Genomic DNA, 20,293 nt, shown 5'->3' on the forward strand with positions numbered 1-20,293 from the left:
GAAATATTTACCACACGTCCCCTTTTGCGCAATTTTTTGCCGAAAATCCTCATCAATGAGGCGGCGGGCAAAACGGACCTTGGTAATTGATTCTCACTGTGGCATACCGACCACAGGAAAAAAAACGCAGTCGGCTCGTAACATCGGGCATAGGCAGGATTAATCACGTTCGGGATGGCGTAGTTAAGATATGGCAGAACTTACTAAGACGGGCATGACCCGGCGGGCACTTCTTGGTGCATTTGCAGCAACAACCGTAGCGGCAGCACCAACGTTTTCTAAGGCAGCAGGTTTTCTACGTGGTGGCGGTGATATCCGCCGCATTCGGATGTTTTCCGGGCGTACTGGTGAACGGCTGGATATGATCTACTGGATTGATGGCGACTACATCAAAGACGCCGTGAAAGAGATCAACTACTTCATGCGCGACTGGCGGACCGATCAGGTTAAATCCATGGATCTGCGCACCATCGACATCATGGCAGCTTCACATAACCTGCTCGATATCTCCGAGCCCTATATGATGTTGTCCGGGTATCGTAGCCCGCAGACCAACGCGATGCTCCGTCGGCGCTCACGCGGGGTGGCTAAGAACTCGCTGCATATGCGTGGACAGGCCGCCGATCTGCGTCTGGCATCGCGCTCCGTCACCCAAATGGCAAATGCCGCCAAGGCCTGTCACGCTGGTGGCGTTGGCAAATACCGCGGCTCGAACTTTGTCCATATGGACTGTGGTGTCGTGCGCAGCTGGAACGGCTAACACGGCGCTTTTCGTCGTTGGTTGCGATCGAGGACTGCGTCGGCTTTAGGCAGCCTTTGGCCTTGGGATGGTTTTTTTCGACGCAGGCCGTTTTGCCATTGCAGCTCAATCTCTTGGCGGTTATACCGCCGCTATTGCTAGCACCTGTAGCTCAGCTGGATAGAGCGCTGCCCTCCGAAGGCAGAGGCCAGAGGTTCGAATCCTCTCAGGTGCGCCATTTTACATTCTAATGTGATTTTGTCGAAAATCGCAAATATATCAGACGGTTGAGCGGTTCGAACACTTGTTTCCTTGGTATACGGAATGAGCAGCTTGAAGGCCAGTTTCAGCACCATCCGCTTCATTGCAAAGCTCCCACTTTCGTAGAGTTTCCAAGGGTTTGCCAAAAACTCCATTGTTGGTTCGAACACTTCCTTGAATGAGCGCTTTGGTTTTGCGGTTTGATCCCGTTTTTCTTCCAGTATCTGCCTTTCCCGCTCCAGCTCTTCGATGCGTTTTTCGAAGGCCGCAATCACGGTGCCGCTGGTGCTGGTCACAATTTTGTCCAGCGTTTGGGAGATTTGCTTGTCATGCGCTTTGATCTGTCGGTCGATATGGCTTTGTTGCACAAATCGGGGCCCGAGCGCATTTCCCCTTTCCCTGGACGGATTTACCCTACGGGCTCTGTGACGGGTATGCCAAGAGCGGTGTAGCGGTTTAGGACCGCGATGCGGACTTGGATTTCCGCTACCTGCCGGTCGAAGTCCCAGGCCATCAGCGATTGGCCGAGCAGCTTCACACAGTGCATCTTGGTTTCAACGCGGCTTCGGCGGTGGTATCCGCTCCATCGTCGCCACAGCGCGCGCCCTAGGTATCGTGAGGCATTGACCGCTTCGTTTCTTGCGATGGCTCCGGCGCTTGTGGGTTTCCACGGTTTGGCGTTCTTGCGCGGCGGAATGACTGCATGAGCGCCCCGTGCTGCAATCACGTCATGGCATCTGCGCGTGTCGTAGGCACCATCGGCGGTCACTGACCCAAGGTCCTGATCTGGTGGGATTTGGTTGAGCAGTTCAGGCAACATGGGCGCATCACCGATGTTGCTGGTGGTGACCTCTACCGCGCGAACCTCCAGCGTTTCCTCATCAATCCCGATATGTATCTTGCGCCAAATACGTCGCTTGGGGCCGCCATGCTTGCGGGCGTTCCATTCACCTTCGCCCTCTGCCTTGATGCCTGTGCTATCGATCAGAAGGTTCAGTGGGCCAGTCCCACCGAAATACGGCAAGCTCACGTTCAGCGTCTTCTGGCGGCGCCACAGCGTACTGAAATCGGGCACGGACCAATCCAGTCCGACCAGCCGCAACAGACTCTCAACGAACCCAGCCGTCTGCCTCAGTGGCATACCGAAAAGGACTTTCATGGTCAGACAGGTCTGGATCGCGGCATCGCTGAACTTGCATTGACGACCGCGCCTGCCGGTCGGTGGCGGTGTCCAAACCATCTCGGGATCAAACCAGATCGCCAACGATCCACGCTGCTTCAGCGCGTCATTGGAAGACGACCAATTCGTGGTCTTATACTTCGTAGGGGCCCAACTGCTCATGCATCCCAGCTATCACGCTGGATTCATACAGTGAATCCCCGTCACGATTTGTGCAACAAAGCCCCCCCGCGCCCAACCAACTTATATTCCATGAGATCTTTCATGGTGGCCCAACTGCTGGAGCCAAAGGTGGTCACGCGAGAAGAACTGTCCGTGTCTTCATCACTCGTTTTGTTGCTGCGCATGGCAAAAATCGCAGCTACAAAAAATCCAATGGGGGCGAGGGTGCTGGCAAGGATCAGCCCACCATCATGGTCCATCAAGAGCGCGCAGCCGACGGCGATAATCGCAATCACATAGCCCGCGATAGCACGAAGTTCACGACCTTTGGGTGAGACAAGCCATCCGATGGCGTAACCAAGGGCAATAGGAACACCGAGGATCAGCGCCCTCAATAAGAATTCTTCAAAATCCATAATGTCATCCTGCTAAGGGGTGGGTTTTATACGTCGTGTTTTGTTCTGTGATTGGATGGCTGCCTCGGTATCTTTGAGTTTCCGAGCGCTTGAAATCAGATGGGCAAACAAGGAGCGCTGCTCTTGTTGTGTTCGCCGCAAGCGACGAAAGCCCTGCTGCAAGGATTGCCGCTCTTTCATCTGTTCCTTGACCATGAAATCGCGTTGGTCTTGGTCTCGCTTGGCGGCAAGCCGTGCTTCTCGTTCATTTTGCAAGCGAATGGATTTGTTCTTGCCCGAAAGGCCATCAAACAATCCGCGCAAACCCTTGTTCAAACGGCTGGAACGCTCTTTGGTTTCCTCAGCCCAGCGTTTGGATTGCCCATCCTTGAGCTTCAGCCGCTCAGATTTATGGGATGTTTTCATGGCCTGATGTTCCGCGCGCAGCGGTTTGAATTCTTGCGCCTGTCGTTCTTTGACCTGAGCGATATATTCACGCATCTGCCCTGAAACACGAGAGCGGATAGAGCTGCGCGTTTCATCAACTGATGACAGATCTTCAGGAGAACCTAGCTTGGCTTTCACATCCTTGGACTTGAGGCCTGTCCATTTGGGGATGGCGTAAACATTGCCATCGACATCCAAGGCGACGAACCCACGACGATCACCACGGGCGAGGAAGTACCCACGATCTTCAAGAGCATTTTTGAAGCCGATCTGGCTGTCACAGCGTTCCCATGAGTGCTGGAAGGCTTGTTTGATTTCACGGGGATCGACACCTTGGCGTTTGGCTTGTTGCCATTCTTCCAGTGTGAAGTTCAGTGGAGATTTGTTGCCGTAGGTTGCCAACCCGTCATGCAGCACCCAGCCATGATCCAAAAACAGATCGCGTGAGCAGTCCCGCAGCTTGTTCTTGAAGTGAGGAAGGTTGATGGCCTTCATCTCATCCACGTCAATGCGCGACCACACCACATGGGCATGACGACGGCCTTCTTTTTCATGCACCACAACAGCGCGGGGCTGACCATCCAGCCCCAGTGCTTGTTCTGCACGATCTGCGGCCTCAAGAAATTCGTCTTCGGTGGCAATGTGATCTGTGGGTGGGTTTAAACTCAAAGAGAACATGAACTGCTTACAACGGGTGGCTTTGGAAATTGCGTAGGTTTCAGCCAACGCATCATCAAGTTGATTAGTTGAAAATCCTCGCAACCCTAAACAGGTGACATGATCGTTGTCACGTTCATTCATAAGGTGATTTGCCAACGCCTTTGCGCCTGCACGTTGTGAACCTTTGAGGATCATGACTTCCCCCCCAAGGCTTCCATCAGCTTTGCCCGCATCCATGCCACTTCAGCCACAGCGCGTTTGAGGTCGTCTTCCAGTTCAGGATCAACAACCAACGTGCCGAGGTTAAGATGTTTAGCGATCTGGTTGAGGTTTTTGGCGTGCCGTGTTTGGCCGAGGCGTGCCAGCACTTCTGCAAGCAACTGTTGCTCCGCAACAGGTGGTTTCCGCCGACTGCGATATTTAAGAGCTTCGTCGGCCAAAACCACGGACTTGATATACGACGCCAACGGCATCGCCCCAGCCTGAGCTTCAAGCTTCTGGCGCTCCTCTGGCGTAAGGCGGAGGGAAAACGGTGCAGGACGAGGTAGTTTTTGAGCAATGTGCAGGGTCATGGCTTTGGCCCCCGCAACTCATATTTGTGGTCTTTGAGAACATCATTCCATCGCTCCAGTTCTTCAAAGACAGCCTCGAAGTCAGGCGCCGAAATATCCCCAAACCCGCAGGAAAGCTGGTTCGAACCTACTCTTTCCTTGCGCGCCAGAATTCATAAGGCTCGACGTGTTTTTCGTCGGGCCTTTTCACTTTTTTTGATATAGTTTCAATCACATAACCGGTCTCCCTAGGCTTTGCTGCGCAAATCGTCTGAAGGACAGCCTCCCCCTTTCCCCGGACGGAGTTATCCTGCGGGCTCTGTGACAGGTTTGCCAAGAGCGGTGTAGTGGTTCAAGACGGCGATCCGGATTTGGATCTCAGCGACCTGTCGGTCGAAGTCTCGGACCATCAAGGATTGGCCCAATTGCTTCACACAGTGCATCTTGGTCTCGACGCGGCTCCTGCGGTGATATCCGCTGCATCGCTTCCAAATGGTTCGATCGAGGTAGCGCGAGGCATCCACTGCATCGTTCCGAGCGATGGCTCCGGCCGTGGTGGGTTTCCACGGCTTGGCGTTCTTGCATGGCGGTATGACAGCATGGGCACCACGAGCGGCAATCGCGTCATGGCATTTGCGCGCGTCATATGCCCCGTCTGCGGTCACTGACCCCACGTCCGGATCGGGTTGGATTTGGTTGAGAAGATCAGGCAGCATTGGAGCGTCGCCAATACTGCTGGTCGTGACCTCCACGGCTCACACTTCCAGCGTTTCTTCGTCAATTCCGATATCTATCTTGCGCCAGAGCAGACGTTTTGGACCACGATGCTTGCGAGCATTCCACTCGCCTTCGCCTTCGGCCTTGATCCCCGTGCTGTCGACAAGGAGGTTCCGTGGGCCCTTGCTACCACAATAAGGCCGGTTCACGTTCAGTGTCTTTTGACGTGGGCTCAATGTGCTGAAATCCAGCGCAGACCAATCCAGACCCGCCAAACGCAACAGGCTCTGAACGTCCCCCCCCGTTGGCCAGTGGGCTCGAACCAGTGGTGCCTTCTTATCGTTGCAAACAGAACTGCCTTGAATGAATTTGAAAACCAAGTAGGGTCGATCACGGTTCGCACAGGTACAAGTCTGCCCGACCGCATTTCGAGAACAGTTGGAAGTGAGAGTGCAGTTGTATCTGGCGCAGGGTGAAAACGTGCCCCTGATCGTGCATGTACCGGCAGATCGTGGGAAGCGGTGGGGGAAGCAGCAAGCAGGACAGTCGTGCGGTACCTTGGCTATTGCCTGGTACTGAGGCCGCAGAACAAGTCCCTTCAGAGAAATGGGAGATGTCTCAGGTACTGATTTGTGCAACAAGGCCGTATGCTCGGCGCATTTATGCAGGGGAATCTTTTAATTTTGGCCTCCAGCCTTGTCAGCTCAGATCCGCGCAGTGAAGTCACTGATGAGGGTACTCTCTAGAGCACGATTGTAGCCAAACTTGTGATGTCGCACCGTCAAATCACGTCAAAAAGACCCCCAGGGTAATGGAAGTAACTCGAAACCTAATTCAATGCCGTTTAAAGAAATAATAAAGTCTCAAACTCTGTCGGCACGTTTTTTGCGCAGCTCGGCTTGGTCGATAATAGGGTATGGCGGTGGTCAAGTTATCCGCTTCGCATCCAATCTCGTATTGACGAGAATCCTGTTCCCAGAAGATTTTGGTCTTATGGCGCTGGTGACCGTGTTCCTGGTCGGCCTCATGATGATCTCAGATGTGGGATTGTCTCCCTCTATTCAGCAGAGTTCTCGCGGCGATGACCCGGTATTTCTAGATACCGCTTGGACAATTCAAATTTTGCGCGGCCTGTTGCTTTGGGGGGCATGCTTTGTAATTGCCCCATTGGGAGCAAGGTTTTACGATTCAGAACATCTTTCTTTGATGTTACCTGTCGCTGGAATATCCTTACTTGTCGCTGGTTTCACTCCAACTCGAGTTGAGACTGCAAACAGACATCTGAAAATTGGCGTGGTGACATCCTTAGATATAGCAGCGCAATTCCTTGCGTTCGTTGCCAATGTGGCGTTGGCATTAATACTGCAATCTGTTTGGGCGCTGGTCATTGGTACGGTTATTGGTGCAGGTGTGAGGCTGTTCTTCATGGTAGCTTTCCTGCCGGGCCACAAGAACAGAATTAGATGGGAATCAAGCACTGCCACTGAGATTGTTACTTTTGGTCGGTGGATTTTTCTCAGTACGGTATGTGGTTTTTTGCTGGTGCAGTCGGATAAAGCCATACTTGGGAAGTACATCGATTTGTATCAGCTCGGAATTTACAATATAGGATTTTTTCTAGCTTCCGTGCCACAGGCAATGGCTGCAAGTTTGATGTCACGCATCTTGATTCCTATTCACCGCGAGTGGAATCCACGTTTTTCTCATGAAAATTACACGCGGCTTAGAAAGACCCGTTTTGTCCTCACTTTTGTAACTTTGTCTCTCCAATGCGTGTTGGCCTGGTCTGGCATCTGGGTCGTGGATATATTGTATTCAGATCAATACTCTGCTGCCGGAGGTGTTCTCGTAGCAATCGCATGCATGAATACCCCTTACCTTACAGGTATGACATACGATTACGCCGCACTTGCAGCGGGCGACTCTAAGGGAATGTTCTTTCTTCAGTTAATGAAAACAATCCTTCAGCTAACTCTTTTTTCAATTGGATTTTTCTCATTTGGTCTTGTTGGCGCGCTAGCTGGCGTGTGGCTGTCGCAGCTCTTATCACATATTTTTGTTGTCCGGCTGGCACGCAAGCATGGGGTCTGGGATTGGGGCCATGATCTTGTTTTCGGCCTTGTCGCTACATGCGTATGCGCTACGGCGATTTATGTGCAAAGGGATGAGTTGCTGTTGCTTTTAGATTTTAAATAATTTGGTGCTGAGGCTGGTAGATTAAAGCGCAGCAGGCGTCGTCACGATGTGGTGGCACTGTTGTCGCAAATTTTCGAAAAGGATTGCAGCACGCCTCTCTTGAATTCATCTTCCGAGTATTTTTCTAATATATTTTGGGAGGCCTTTCTCCTCATGGTGTCAAAACTCTTACGATTTTCTTGATATCCCCCGACAATTCGAATTGCGTCTTCGTAGAAGCGCATTAGGTTGTCTTCGGGCACCTTGTAGCCATTGTCTTCGTTGAAATACTCGTCTCCACCTACACCCGAGTACCCGATAACGATAGAGCCAGTGGCCATTGCTTCAGCGGCAGGAAGTCCAAACCCTTCGCGCTCTGAAAAGGACAAGAAAAACAGGGATTCCCCTATTTTTTTGGCTGCATCTGTATTGGACAACCCATCGATGGGAACAAATGAGATATCCTTCATTTCTGGGCTAGCCCTCAAACATTTTATCAAAGCCAAGGAATCGTCTTCTCGTTTTCTGGGCATGTAAGCCACCTGAAAGGACTTATCCTCTACATATCCAAAAAGTTCTTTTGAAATACAAAGAGGGAAGAAGTGTCCTTCATCCCCCATGACCATTCTATTTGCAGCTGAACATGCATCCGAAATGGAAAGAGATGTGTGGAAATTCCGTTTGTCGAAACCGTCTTTGGTTGAGGAATTAAGGAGAGCGAATGGGTTTTGGTTGAATAGTACTTTTCTAACGTACTGGGGAACACGGTCAGGCATCCAAGCTGAAACGTATTCAGGAACGATCAGTACGTCACCCGGTCTGGCATCCCATTTTGGGCATGGCTTGGCATTTCCTTCTGGCCTAACTTTACGTCCCAACGCGTAGTCGAGCAAAGTTTTCTTTTTAGTTCTAAGGTCGGGTTCACGTACAACCGGAGACCATATGCGGGGAGCTGTCTTTATATAGCTCTGATACTCGAAATCGGGTCGGCTATATAGCGCAACTGCTTCAATGTTGTTTTCGTTTAGGACATTGATCGTATCTAGTATTACGGATATTCCTCCGCGTACAACGGCGACATCTGGAACGAAAAACAAAAACCTCATTTGGAACTTCCCAACTAGTGTAATATAGAAATAGTTCTGACCGTGTTTGCGCCGTTTTTCAAGCTTAGGCTCTGGAATCATTAGTAAAAGGTCACAGTTGCGGCATGCGCGATGGCAGACAGGAAGACCATGGGGCTTCGGTCATAGCGCGTGGCGACGCGTCGCCAGTCCTTTGAACGTCCGAACATGATTTCGATCCGGTTGCGCCTTCTGTAGCGGCGCTTGCTGTATTTGACGGGCTTGTAGCGTGACTTTCGACCGGGGCTGCAGGGCGGTATCTTCTTGTCTATGGGGCCTTCGCGGAACCAATCCGCATCATACCCCCGCCCCCCAGGAGCCAATCCTAGGTCGGAAGACTGCTCAATAATGACATCGCTCCAGTGTAGTCGCTGACCTGACCAGCCGTCTTTAAGAACCGTATGGACCCGCCCACGCACCTCGCGGCCCTGTTGTGCCCCTAGATTTGTTGACGCTTTGCTTGCTAATTTTGGAAGCAAAGGAGGATACAAATGTCAGGGCAAATTTGCTACTCAGTTGAGTTCAAGATCGACGCGGTGGCGCAGATCATCGAGCGCGGATTTTCGGTCAAGGAGGTGGCCGAACGGTTTGGTATCAGCACCAAATCTCTCTACACGTGGAACCTCCAGCTGCATCATGTTGTGTCTGACATTACGGGTATGACGGGAATGAAAACCATCAGAGCGGTTATTGCGGGCGAGCGGGATCTGAATGTGGTGGCGGCCTTCCGTGACGTGCGATGCAAGGCCCATGTCGAGACCATCAAGTCTGCGCTCCATGGGATGGGGCTGTCTCTGTCCCTAAAATTGGTTGGCGAATGCGGTACTGATCTGCGCGCTTGGCCGAGTGCTAAGCACTTCACGTCGTGGCTCTTCCTGGCACCAGGGAACAAGATATCTGGCGGTAAGGTGCTGTCATCGCGCAAGAGGCGATCTTCCAGCCGTGCGGCGGCCCTGCTGCGTTTGGCTCCGGTCACTATCGGGCGTAGTGATACCGCTCTTGGGGCATTCTACCGCCGACTGGCAGCAAGGGCGGGCAAGTCCAAAGCGGTCAAAGAAACAGCGCGCAAGATTGCCGCTCTGTTCTAAAACACCCTCCGCCACGGCATGCAAAAGTGACCCACTTAGGTGGGTTATGTGAAACGCCCCGAGCTTGTCGGAGACCATCAACTTAAGTAAAGATGATGGTTCTGACAAAAAGAAAAATGGAAAATCGCTACGCCTGTGCATCCGCGCCCGCGCTCCAAGATGGCCCCTAAGAGGCGCGTAGCAGCTGACTTTCATGTGATTTCAACGTCGTTCGCGCCGTCGGGCCGTAGTGTCCAAAATCCGCCATAAGAGCGAGTACTTCAGCCTGTGTTTCGGCATCAAAGGAGCCCAGGGTTTCAGCGCCTGGATGATAGCTTTCACTTTCCAGGCCATTGCCGCACAGGATTTCATGCTGATCAAACAGCAGGTGCACATAGGTCACCAACTGACCATCCGCCACCACGCGGATCGTTGTGTCGTTTACAAGATGTTTGGCTTTGACCAGGACTTCGAACTGTCCAAAGAGCAGCTCTGCCAGATCTGAAGAGATCAACACCCGGTGATTTGGCGAGACCGCGATGCAGTCGTGACGGCCAAGCGCGTTTTCTGCAAAAACCACCGGTGCATTTTGCCCTGACGCACGGCGGGTACTGCGCCCAATCCAGCGCAGCGGCTGTAGCCCATGATCTCGGGTCACAATTCGGTCTCCGACCTCAAGCGCTTCAACAGCCACCAAGCCAAATTCGGTTTTGATCAGCGTGCCTGCCACAAAACAGGGCGCGGTGCTGACGACAGTTTTGACCTGAACTGATCCAGTGTCGGTGTGGCCCTCATCATCCGCCACCGTATAAGAAAAGCTGCTGGTCTCATCGACGGTGCTGTCATTGCTGATCGAAAGCGTCCCGTCAGCATTCAGGGTCACCACCTCGCCGCTGCCCAGGGTGACGGTGTCCCCAGCTGAGACCGCCTGCCCCTCGATATGGGTGATCGTCAGACTGCTGCCGTCGCTGTGAAGGTCATTGTCCAGAACATTTAGGACCTCGGAGCCGTCACCGGAAATTTCAAACACGTCACTGGTGGCAGTCAGACCGTCTTCAAAAGGGCCGGTCAATGTGTCGATATCCGAATTCCACACCAGATCGCCAAGCAATCCACCCTCTGGGAGGCCAGAAAAGTCGATGATCATGGTGGTATAAAGATCGCCTACGGCCTCGCTTCCGGTAATGTTGACAATACCGGTATAGGTGGCGGAAATGGTGCCCGTCAGGTCTTCGTATTCCGGGGAGAGCTTGAACGGATAGCCATTTTTGGATGTGGGCGTCGATCCCCCCAGAGGGTCTTCGTCCGTGGCAAAGTTTGTATCAAACACCGAACTTGCCGGAGCTAGGTCAATCTGCAACGAGGTCAATAGTTTGGTTGTCGTCAGATCATGCCAGTCATAGCCAAAGTACATATCGATATCGGTCCCTGACGCACCGCCAGCGGTATAGGGATCCAATGCCTTCCAGGTCAGGACTTCGGTTGTGCCATCCGCGAAGGTTGCGGTGATTTGGGCGCCATCCAGATCCACCCCGCGAGAAGATGTGTCGGTGCGCACGCCATGGGCGCTTTCATGCGGGTCTTCATCTAGCCGGATAATGTCGACTGTGGGCATGACGTTTGACTACTTTCGAATGGACGCCGCCGACGCCAGTTCGAGTGCTGTGCCGATCGCATGTGCCTGATTTAAGTGCCGGTTTGAATTCTATGCCCCCAAAGTGCGCGGCCACAGTGGCAAAAACGCAGCCGAAATTAGGCATTCTTTTCCCTTTTTTGCGAATTGACAGGCCTACCGTCTCCTGCGGAATCCAGCCAATCAGACCAAAAATCGCCTTGCGAGCGTTCCCCCAGCCTATGATCTGGAGCCTTGGGCGCGGAACATCGGCCTGCCTGTCAGCTCTGCGCTGGATCGTTGATCATTTGCAGCGCTCAGGAAACTTTGCAACCGGTCGCCATCCTCAGATGGCCTGCAACAGATCGGCATCTGGGAGAGCCTTGGACCAGAGGCGGATGTCTTTGAGTGTGGCGTTGCCCACTGGGAAGAGCTTCGTTGGCGCAGACAACAGGTCAGCCATGCCTCCATGGGCTATCTGTCCGGTTGACACCCCGTTGCAAAAGCCCTCGATAGCCGTGGCGGTCACGATCAAAGCAATGGAAAAGTGAACCTCGGTTCCAGGGGAATAAGCATCAGGGGCAGACTGCGCACCCGTAAAAACCCCACCCAAATTACTTTTGAAATTCACCTCTCCAGTTTCTGCACCAGAAGTGTCCAAAGAGATTTCAAGATAATCATCGCTGGAAACGCGCCATTCAATTAGCTTTACAGTGTTGAAGCTGTCCTCATCAGCATAGGTCACAGTGCCATTAATGAGCAGGGTCAGCTCCTCGGGCATGGCGCCATCAAAGGCAGAAGATAAAGCTGGCGTGTCGATCTGTAAGCTTTCAGCGGCAACAGAGATCGGTGATCCAGTTGAAACTATTGGAGATGTTGAGACACCTCCGCTTTCGACCTGTGGCAGGCCAATACGAAGAACAATATTTATGCTGTTTCCATCAGGCACACGGACAAACAAGCCCTTAGCAGCAATGTTAGTGGTTCCCGCAGGTGCTGCCTGCCCACCACCACTCAGGCGCTGAAAATCCCCAGTAATGTCAGACGTGACATCTCTATTGGCTTGGCCGATAAGAGCGTTCCCAGCGTCTCGATAATGGCCGTAAAGTTGAACCGTGCCAGTGGAAGCTCCGAGCGAACCAGAAATAAGCTTAAGATAAGCGCTGATCGTGTAAGTGTCGCCTGGACTAGTCACAAGCTGTCGATTGTCAGTGATGTTATAAAACTGAGTGGTCCCTGCGTTGTTGGTTCCGCTAATACTCCAATCAATGTAGGGGATGCCATTTTGTGTCCCGGTCGCCACGACTTCAGTAACGATGTCAGTTGAGCCGCCTTGAATGGTCACATCTGAACCAAGTGTTTGGAACGTACTGCCGAGGCTCGCATCGTCAAGCTTGCTGTAGCTGAATTCCTGCGTTCGGGTCGCACTCTCCACCAGCTGGCCAGCAGGCACCAGCTTGCCATCTTTCCAGATGTGATGCCCGGTGCGCGGCTCGCCTGCCAGCGCCTTGACCCAGTGACCCAGGGCGTTAAGTTTCCAGGCGGCGGATAGCCGGGAAAAGCTGAACAGCCCGTTGAAGACCCCAGGCGTACCGTTGAGACCATAGATCCCGGAAGAATAGTCCGCGACCACAGCCGGGGCCTTGCCGCCGATACTGTAGCGCCTCAGTGGCGCGGTCTGCGCCACGCCGATCCCCAACCCCAGCCCCAACATCAGAGCCAACCCACAACAGTGGCCGTGGTCCCGGTGGACTCGACGCCGACGGCCGAAAACTGCAGGGTTTCACCGGCATAGACAGCATAGGTGATCACCTGGCCCTCGCAATCGCGCATAGCAAGATCGCCCGAGCTCACAACTCGCAGCACACGCGGGCGCACTGGCAGATCAACGCCATCGGCCGGCGCGATGGAAAAATGCTCGGTGGCGGGGCTGGTCAAGCTGCGGCTCATATCAGCAAAAGGATCAGTCTGGGGCATGTGGTTTGGCCTCATGGTTTCAAGTGAAATACGGCCCCTATTTGGGGCCGAACGGGCTCGGGATCGCTGTCACTCCCATTTGCACCAGACCGCTCCTGCCGCTGGGGAAACAAAAGCTTCCGAGATCCGCCCTTCATTCAGTGTCGCGAGACCAAAATAGGCGAATTGAGGTTGTAAAATATAATCGACGGCGCCCGATGCCCAGGCAACAGGATCAATTTTTCCCTATGTGGCCGAAGTTTGGCACCCAGAGTTGGGATAGTTTGGCGTCAATAGAGGAACGGCACGAACTTGGCAGTTTTGCGGGAATAGACATGGAACTGGGCGCCATATCGGTCGGCCAGATACCGATCCAGCGCTGGGATGTGGTAAAAGACAAACAGCGCAGTCATCAGCAAGGGAATGGAGAACGCCCAGACCGAGGCTGCCAGAATGGCCCATCCCGTGAACATCAGGCTGTCGCCAAAATAGTTGATATGCATGGAATAAGAGAACAGCCCCCCCGTGTAGCAGCGCCCCTGTGAGCCGGGCAGTTTTTTCCAGGCACGTCGTTGCAGTTCAGAGCCGGTGTTCAGGGAGGATCCGATCACCAACAAAGCCCCCCCCAGACAATCCCAAGGACCAAAAGGTGTGGCAATACCGGACAAAGCCCCTGCCCCCAGCAGCAAAAACCCAACTTCAACGATGCCAATAAACACGGTCAGTCCCAGCCCTTCGGAGAGTTCAACCCGGCGCTGCAGGATCACAAAAAGCGTCACCCCGTGCCGCCCCCAATACAGCACAGCGCATAGCGCCAGGACTTTGGCCCGGGTTGGATCAGCCCACTCAAAACCGCCAAAGGCCAGCCACAGGCAAATCACCACTAGACAAAGGTGCAAAACTGCAAAGGTCAGTTTTGGCCCAAATGACCGGGCATGGGCGCGATCAACACCGCCGTATCTGGTTGCCATTGGCGTTTCCTTTCTTGCTGCCGGTTCAGGGAAAAACCCTTTTTCGTCCACTCGGTCTATAAAACTGCTCTAGACCTCGCCCTTGCTTCATGTCAACAGTATTTGGACCAATCGGACGAAAACAGATGCCAAAAATTGTCGACCACCAGGCTCACAGTCAGCACCTGGCGCAACGCGCTGCGGGGTATTTTTCGGATCATGGCTATGCCGGCACCAGTATGCGCGCGGTGGCGCAGCATCTGGGCCTGTCAAAAAGCGCGCTGTATCACTACTTTCCAAGCAAAGAAGATCTGTTTTTAGCCTGCACCAAACAGGTTATGGGCGCATTTGACGCCGATTTTGTCGACCCAGCGGCGTCAGAGCAGGAAAACCTTCACCGCCTGACAGAGGCCCTGCGTCAGGATTTTGCCCGCGAAATGGCGCTGATTTTTGACTACCTGCGGGGCAAGACCCAAAACGAGATTGCCCAGGATGAGGCCATGCAGGTGGCCATGAGTGCTTATCGCAGGGTTGTCACAAGTATTGTCGGGGAAAAACGGGCCGAGGCGGTCCTGGCCCGTTTGTTGGGAGAACTGATGTTAGACTATTTTTCTGGGAAATGACGCCCAGAAAGCAGAATGACGCCCCATCTGGGGGCGCAATCTGTGCCAGTACAGACTGACGGCCCATGCCAACCTGCCAACAGCCTGGGTGACCAGAAGGTGGCAGAGCGAGCACCTAAGCGGCGTCAGGAAAAAGACGGCGTTCGTTTTTGCATCATCGCAGAGACAACCTCGGCGAACTCCGGAGATTTCAACTGCGCCACAAACAGGTCGGACTCGCGCTGCATGTGCACTGCAACCTGATCGCGCTGATGACGGATCAGGGATTTTGACAGTTTAATCGCCTCAGGCGCCGATGCGGCGACGTGTTTGGCAATCTCTGCCACCTGCCCCTGCAGCGCGCCGTCATCAAATACCCGGGAAACCAGACCGTAGCTATGCGCCTCTTCGGCGGACAGGCTGCGCCCGGCCAGCAGGATGTCATTGGCCACTGCCATACCTACCGAGGCCGACAACAACATTGACGAGGCAGCCTCTGGCACCAGGCCCAATTTGACAAAGGGCGCGGTGAAGGTTGCGCTGGCAGAGGCATAGACCAGATCACAATGCAGCAGCATCGTCAGCCCGATGCCAATTGCGGGGCCATTCACGGCGGCAATCACCGGCTTTTTGCAAGTAGAGATCGCTTCGAGAAACCGGGCGACAGGTGGCAAATCCTCTGTGTGATCCGCCGTGGAAAAATCCTGCAGGTCATTGCCAGCGGTGAAATAATCCTCCGCTCCGGTAATGACAAAGGCGCGCTGTGTGTCAGAGGCCTCATAGGCTTTGAGCGCATCTGCCATGACCCCATACATCTGTTGGGTGATCGCATTGCGTTTTTGCGGCCGATTGATGGTCAGAAGGGTAACCCGGCCATCGGCCTCTAGTGTAATTGTGTCGGTCATAACAGCAGTCCTAACATGTGAAGTCGTAGAGGCAATTCTGCCAATTCAATCAGTTACCTGATCTTGTGAAAGCCAATTCCAGCATTCCAACCAAAGCGCTTCGCGGCCTGGTCGAAAGGCACCCTCGTGACCAATACGCTTAACACCAATGTCAGCGGGGGTTCGAATGTGCAATGATTTCGCTGCGTTGGGATAGTACGCCAGCAGATCGCGCGCCGCCCGCGGGGTCGCAATTGGATCATCGGAAAAGACCCAGGATCGGATAGGTGCCGTCACATCGCCGTAGTGCTGTGGCTTTAGCAGCCCCTCATAATCGGTGCGAAAATAGCTGCGACGTTGGCTCCATTTGCGCCAGGTTCTGAACACGCGCGGTGGCAAGGCCTCGCCCTGCCAGCCGCCCACAGGTTTGATATAGCCCCAGCGCAGCAAGGAATAGCTGCCCAAAATCCACCAGAAGTAAAACTCAAGCGGCCAATTCTTGATTTGGTGGCCGCCAAAATACCCAGTTCCAACAGAAACAAATGCATGGCGATCAATGGCTTGGTGATTGGACATAACGCCAATGAAATGGCCGCCAACGCTATGGGCCAGATGGGTGATGCGCAGACCCGGCGCCGCCTGGCACAGGTGCTCCACGGCGGCAACCATATCGTATCGGCCCCAATCAGGATACTCGATCTCAGATTGGGCCAGATCCCCCTGGCACGACCCTGCAATGCCGCGATAATCATAGGTCAGCACAACGGCGCCACGTTCGGCCATAAACTGCGCAATCGCATGATAAAACTGGCGCGGAAACCCGGTGCCGGCGGAGATCAGAACCGCCAGTTTAGGGCTGTCGCAGCTGGTCAAATCGCCTTGCAGCGTGACACCGTCACTGGTGGAAAAACGTGTTGGTTCACGCTGTGTCGATTGCGTCATGGTCATCTCCGCCAGGGGGTGAAACAGGGTTGATAATCTCATCCGCGTGATCGACGAGATGCGTTAAGAACCTCTGGATAACCAGCTGTTCTTTATCATTAAAAGGTGCAAGCAAAGCTGAATTGAAATGGGAGGTCTCTTCTTTGACATGGGCCAGAATTTTGGCGCCGTTTTGCGCAAGATGCACATTGATAACCCGGCGATCACTGGTAGAGGCAATGCGGGCAACAAGGTCACGATCAACCATGCGATCCACCAGCCCCGTCAGACTGGATTTCCCCATCGAGAGCCGTTTGGCAATTTCAGAAATGGGCTGCGCATCTGACTGGGACAAGACAAATAGCACTGCAATTTGGCTTGTGGTCAGCCCCACGCTCTGGCGCGTACGCTGGTCAGCCGCGCGAAACAACGCATTATGAGCCACCTGCAATTGATGAAAGACACGCAGTTTTACCGACACAACAGGGCTCCAAAACAAACTTATATTTAGTTCGTATATGGACCAACCAGACCTGGCAATACCTGCTCCAACGGCATGACGCGAAGTCACAGAGGATCAAAATCAAAGCTGTTCAAGCACAGAGGATTTTGATCACAGAGGGCCCTCACCCGATCAAGCGCAAGGATGGGAGAATTATTTCATATTATTTCAGCATTTTACCGGACGCACTTGAGTTGAACTCCCGCCCTTCCATTTTCTTACAAAATCACTTGGGTATATCAAAAAAGTTCATTACAACCCCGACTCACACGATCAACACACTGGAGACGCTTATGTCCTATGCGACATCAATGGGCGGTTTCCTTGGTGCTGTTACAGCCAGTGCACTCTTGATTGCACAAGCCAGTGAAGCTCAAGCGGACGCCCTCACTGTTACAGATATTGCCGGCCGACAGGTCACGTTCACCGAACTGCCTGACAAGATTGTTCTGGGCGAAGGCCGCATGATCTATTCAATCGCGCCGATCACCACCTGCAATCCGTTTGAAAAAATCGTTGGCTGGAAAGACGATCTGATCAACTACGATCCAGATGCTTTCCGCAAATACGCAAACGCCCTCCCAGACGACACCGCCCGCCTGATCAACTTTGGCAATCCCTATGCTGGCGATTTCAGCATCGAAGCCGTATTGGAGGCAGAGACAGATCTCTTGTTGCTCGACGTGGGCAACCTGTTCAAAGCCAAAGAAACCGGCCTGATCGAAAAGATGGAAACCGCAGGCGTCAACGTGGCCTTTGTTGATTTCCGCCGCAACGCAACCGAAAATACCGTGCCATCGCTGTTGATGATGGGCCGTATCCTGGGCGAGGAAAAGCGGGCTGCGGAGTTTATTGATTTCTATATCGGCCAGATGCGCAAGGTCACAAACGTTGTTGATCAGATCCCGGCGGACGCGCGCCCGCTGGTGGCGATAGAAAACGCCGCCGGCTGGCAAACTGATTTTTGCTGTTGGTCCTTTGGTCCCTACAACTTTGGCCGCTTTGTCGAACTGGCAGGCGGGGTCAACTATGGCTCAACCCTGGCCAATGCCTATTCTGTCGATATCAGTCTGGAAGGGCTGATTGAGGCGGACCCTGATCACATCATCGCCACCGGTGCCAACTGGAAAGAGACGCGCCCAGAGGTCACCTCGATTTTGCTGGGCTATGACGGCGACCCGGTGGAAAATCAGGCCAAGCTACAGGCGCTGGCAGAGCGCACCGGGTTTGCCCAGATGCGGGCGGTGAAAGAGAGCAATATGCACGCGATCTATCACCAGTTTTACAATTCACCCTATCACTTCGTTGCGGTGCAACAGATTGCCAAATGGCTCCACCCAGAGGAGTTTGCAGATCTGGATCCGCAGGCCTCCTTTGAAGAACTGCACGATCAGTTTCTGCCGTTTGAAGCCTCCGGCCAGTTCTGGGCATCGCTCAAATAACACTCACCAGGTTCGCACTGCGGCTGTGCTCTGCGAACCTGACACTTGGAAATCCTAAAATGACAGATCAAACGACCTCTGCTGGTTTGAACGCAGCTGCTCTGGTGATGGCTTACAAACGGCGCAGTCTGCGCCGCGTTGGGCTGGTTGCAGGCGCGGTAATCGTAATGATGTGCCTTGTTGTTCTGGACATCATCACCGGGCCTGCAAACCTGAGCTTTGGACGCACGCTTGCGGTGATCCTGGATCCATCGCTGGCATCGCCAAAAGAACAGGTGATCATCTGGCAGCTGCGGTTGCCCGTGGCCCTGATGGCGGTGACGGTTGGCGCCATGCTGGGCGTTGCCGGTGCGGAAATGCAGACCATTTTGAACAACCCGCTTGCAGATCCCTTTACCCTCGGCCTGTCATCGGCCGCCAGCTTTGGCGCTGCGCTGGCCATCGTACTGGGCTGGTCGGTTGTGCCGGGTGTCGGCGGGCTGTTTGTCACCGCCAATGCCTTTGTTCTGGCGATGCTCACCTCTGGCTGTTTGTTTCTGTTCACCCGTCTGCGCGGCGTCACACCTGAGGCGATGATCCTTGTCGGGATCGCGATGCTGTTTACATTCAACGCCTTGCTGGCTTTTCTTCAATACGGCGCATCCGAGCTGCAATTGGCACAGCTGATTTTCTGGCAACTCGGCTCACTCGCCCGTGCCTCCTGGGCCAAAGTTGGCGTCTGCATCGCCGTTTTGCTGATTGTGCTGCCCTTTTTCATGTCCCGGTCCTGGGCTTTGACGGCCCTGCGCATGGGCGAGGAAAAAGCCGCAGCGCTTGGGGTCAATGTTTCGCTGTTGCGCATGTCGGTCCTGGCTGGGGTGTCGCTGCTGTCTGCGGTTGCGGTGTCCTTTGTCGGAGCTGTGGCCTTTGTCGGGCTTGTAGGTCCCCATATTGCCCGCATGATCGTCGGCGAAGATCAACGGGGGTTTCTTCCGCTTTCGGCGCTTTGCGGTGCGCTGATCATGTCCGGCACCTCAATCGCCTCCAAGGCAATCACCCCGGGCATTGTCTATCCAATTGGCATGATCACATCGCTGATCGGTATCCCGTTTTTCATCCTGTTGATCCTTGGACAACGTAAGAGGCATTGGCAATGACCAAACTAAGCGCTGAAAACCTGTCCTTTTCCTATGGGGCGCGGCCCGTTCTGAAGGGGCTGGAGTTTGATCCATTGCCCTCGGGCAAGCTGACGGCTTTGATCGGGCCAAATGCGGCGGGGAAATCCACCCTGTTTCGCCTGATCTCAGGTCTGGTCAAGCCTGCAGCGGGTCACGTCATCCTGAATGACACGAACCTAGCCTCCTTGGGGGCTCGGGACCGGCTTAAACGTATCTGCTTTATGCCGCAGTACTTTGCCGCAAACGCAGCCCTGACCGTTTTTGATGTGGTGATGATGGCCCATAAACAACTGCGCGGCTGGCGGGTCTCTGGGGCAGATATGGCGGCCGTGGCCCAGGCCCTGGAAGAAGCCGGGATCGGGCATTTGTCGCAAGCCTATGTGAGCGATCTGTCCGGCGGCCAATCCCAGATGGTTTCGGTGGCCCAGGCACTGATCCGCCACTCTGATGTCTACCTGTTTGATGAGCCCACCTCGGCGCTGGATCTGCGTCATCAGCTAGAGGTGCTGACCCGTATTCGCGCCACCATGATGGCGCGCGACAGTATTGGCGTTGTTGCCTTGCATGATCTGAACCTCGCAGCGCGATTTGCCGATCACCTTATCCTATTGGGTCAGGGGCGCATTCTTGCCCAGGGCAGTGCAGAAACTGTACTGCGCTCACCGGCGATATCCGAAACCTACAAGGTGGAGGTCGAAACCAGCACCGGCCCCAGACAGGATCTGACCGTCCATGCCTATGCGTCGTAAATATATCCTGTTGCTCTGACGGGCTGCTCGACACAGGAAA

18 protein-coding genes, 1 tRNA gene and 3 pseudogenes are annotated in these 20,293 nt (G+C 53.9%); 8 read left to right on the forward strand and 14 right to left on the reverse strand.

Annotation, left to right across the window (positions count from 1 at the left end):
* The first annotated feature begins 190 nt into the window (after positions 1-190).
* Positions 191-760, forward strand: a complete 570-nt coding sequence (locus N1037_12385; GenBank protein ID UWS78086.1) for a DUF882 domain-containing protein — start codon at positions 191-193, stop codon at positions 758-760.
* 140 nt (positions 761-900) lie between these two features.
* Positions 901-977, forward strand: a tRNA-Arg gene (locus N1037_12390).
* Positions 978-1,409: 432 nt separating this feature from the next.
* Here the strand turns inward: N1037_12390 and N1037_12395 are convergent.
* The 5 genes and pseudogenes from N1037_12395 to N1037_12415 all read right to left on the reverse strand — a co-directional run bounded on the left by N1037_12395 (position 1,410) and on the right by N1037_12415 (position 5,417).
* Positions 1,410-2,342 carry an IS5 family transposase gene (locus N1037_12395; protein UWS78087.1) on the reverse strand — a complete coding sequence of 311 codons (933 nt, stop codon included), beginning with the start codon at positions 2,340-2,342 and terminating at the stop codon, positions 1,410-1,412.
* Positions 2,343-2,383: 41 nt separating this feature from the next.
* Positions 2,384-2,758 (reverse strand): hypothetical protein, encoded by a 375-nt coding sequence (locus N1037_12400; GenBank protein UWS78088.1) that lies wholly within the window; start codon positions 2,756-2,758, stop codon positions 2,384-2,386.
* 12 nt (positions 2,759-2,770) lie between these two features.
* Complete coding sequence (locus N1037_12405) at positions 2,771-4,039, reverse strand: relaxase/mobilization nuclease domain-containing protein (protein ID UWS78089.1); 1,269 nt, start codon at positions 4,037-4,039, stop codon at positions 2,771-2,773.
* The gene (locus N1037_12410; protein ID UWS78090.1) at positions 4,036-4,416 is read right to left on the reverse strand and encodes a hypothetical protein; all 381 of its coding nucleotides are present in this window, start codon (positions 4,414-4,416) and stop codon (positions 4,036-4,038) included. Before N1037_12410 ends, N1037_12405 begins: the two co-directional genes overlap by 4 nt.
* Before the next feature lie 284 nt (positions 4,417-4,700).
* A pseudogene (locus N1037_12415) lies at positions 4,701-5,417 on the reverse strand (IS5 family transposase).
* A 532-nt stretch (positions 5,418-5,949) separates the two neighbouring features.
* Here N1037_12415 and N1037_12420 point away from each other — a divergent pair.
* Positions 5,950-7,308, forward strand: coding sequence for an oligosaccharide flippase family protein (locus N1037_12420; GenBank protein UWS78091.1), 1,359 nt, complete (start codon positions 5,950-5,952; stop codon positions 7,306-7,308).
* Positions 7,309-7,349: 41 nt separating this feature from the next.
* Here the strand turns inward: N1037_12420 and N1037_12425 are convergent, their stop codons facing one another.
* Together N1037_12425 and N1037_12430 are read right to left on the reverse strand one after the other, a co-directional pair.
* On the reverse strand, positions 7,350-8,393 hold the full coding sequence (locus tag N1037_12425; protein ID UWS78092.1) for a glycosyltransferase: 1,044 nt from the start codon (positions 8,391-8,393) through the stop codon (positions 7,350-7,352).
* An 80-nt stretch (positions 8,394-8,473) separates the two neighbouring features.
* Positions 8,474-8,799 (reverse strand): annotated as a pseudogene (locus N1037_12430) (transposase).
* A 103-nt stretch (positions 8,800-8,902) separates the two neighbouring features.
* Between N1037_12430 and N1037_12435 the strand changes: the two are divergent.
* Positions 8,903-9,496, forward strand: a pseudogene (locus N1037_12435) (transposase).
* Positions 9,497-9,665: 169 nt separating this feature from the next.
* On the opposite strand, the gene N1037_12440 reads toward N1037_12435, so the two are convergent.
* The 4 genes from N1037_12440 to N1037_12455 all read right to left on the reverse strand — a co-directional run bounded on the left by N1037_12440 (position 9,666) and on the right by N1037_12455 (position 14,017).
* A complete protein-coding gene (locus N1037_12440; protein UWS78093.1) occupies positions 9,666-11,093 on the reverse strand; it encodes a Hint domain-containing protein in 1,428 nt (475 codons plus the stop codon).
* 343 nt (positions 11,094-11,436) lie between these two features.
* Positions 11,437-12,804: a hypothetical protein gene (locus N1037_12445; GenBank protein ID UWS78094.1), complete on the reverse strand. Its 1,368-nt coding sequence runs from the start codon at positions 12,802-12,804 to the stop codon at positions 11,437-11,439.
* A complete protein-coding gene (locus tag N1037_12450) occupies positions 12,804-13,067 on the reverse strand; it encodes a hypothetical protein (protein UWS78095.1) in 264 nt (87 codons plus the stop codon). Before N1037_12450 ends, N1037_12445 begins: the two co-directional genes overlap by 1 nt.
* 269 nt (positions 13,068-13,336) lie before the next feature.
* Positions 13,337-14,017: a DUF1295 domain-containing protein gene (locus N1037_12455; GenBank protein ID UWS78096.1), complete on the reverse strand. Its 681-nt coding sequence runs from the start codon at positions 14,015-14,017 to the stop codon at positions 13,337-13,339.
* Between the two features lie 125 nt (positions 14,018-14,142).
* Here N1037_12455 and N1037_12460 point away from each other — a divergent pair, with 125 nt between their 5' ends.
* Positions 14,143-14,619 carry a TetR/AcrR family transcriptional regulator gene (locus N1037_12460; GenBank protein UWS78097.1) on the forward strand — a complete coding sequence of 159 codons (477 nt, stop codon included), beginning with the start codon at positions 14,143-14,145 and terminating at the stop codon, positions 14,617-14,619.
* Positions 14,620-14,744: 125 nt separating this feature from the next.
* Here N1037_12460 and N1037_12465 read toward each other — a convergent pair whose 3' ends face one another.
* From N1037_12465 to N1037_12475, 3 genes are read right to left on the reverse strand one after another with little or no spacing between them, the layout of a single operon-like run.
* Entirely contained in the window at positions 14,745-15,503 is a 759-nt protein-coding gene (locus N1037_12465; protein ID UWS78098.1) for an enoyl-CoA hydratase-related protein, read from the reverse strand.
* A gap of 45 nt (positions 15,504-15,548) precedes the next feature.
* A complete protein-coding gene (locus tag N1037_12470; GenBank protein UWS78099.1) occupies positions 15,549-16,424 on the reverse strand; it encodes an alpha/beta hydrolase in 876 nt (291 codons plus the stop codon).
* Positions 16,402-16,974, reverse strand: a complete 573-nt coding sequence (locus N1037_12475; GenBank protein ID UWS78100.1) for a MarR family transcriptional regulator — start codon at positions 16,972-16,974, stop codon at positions 16,402-16,404. The genes N1037_12470 and N1037_12475 overlap by 23 nt, the downstream gene beginning before the upstream one ends.
* A gap of 224 nt (positions 16,975-17,198) precedes the next feature.
* Between N1037_12475 and N1037_12480 the strand changes: the two genes are divergently transcribed.
* From N1037_12480 to N1037_12490, 3 genes are read left to right on the forward strand one after another with little or no spacing between them, the layout of a single operon-like run.
* The gene (locus tag N1037_12480) at positions 17,199-18,347 is read left to right on the forward strand and encodes an ABC transporter substrate-binding protein (protein UWS78101.1); all 1,149 of its coding nucleotides are present in this window, start codon (positions 17,199-17,201) and stop codon (positions 18,345-18,347) included.
* A gap of 59 nt (positions 18,348-18,406) precedes the next feature.
* Positions 18,407-19,483 carry an iron ABC transporter permease gene (locus N1037_12485; protein ID UWS78102.1) on the forward strand — a complete coding sequence of 359 codons (1,077 nt, stop codon included), beginning with the start codon at positions 18,407-18,409 and terminating at the stop codon, positions 19,481-19,483.
* Positions 19,480-20,253, forward strand: coding sequence for an ABC transporter ATP-binding protein (locus N1037_12490; GenBank protein ID UWS78103.1), 774 nt, complete (start codon positions 19,480-19,482; stop codon positions 20,251-20,253). Before N1037_12485 ends, N1037_12490 begins: the two co-directional genes overlap by 4 nt.
* The last annotated feature ends 40 nt before the right edge of the window (positions 20,254-20,293 follow it).

The organism is Phaeobacter sp. G2 (genome assembly GCA_025163595.1).
Classification (GTDB): domain Bacteria; phylum Pseudomonadota; class Alphaproteobacteria; order Rhodobacterales; family Rhodobacteraceae; genus Pseudophaeobacter.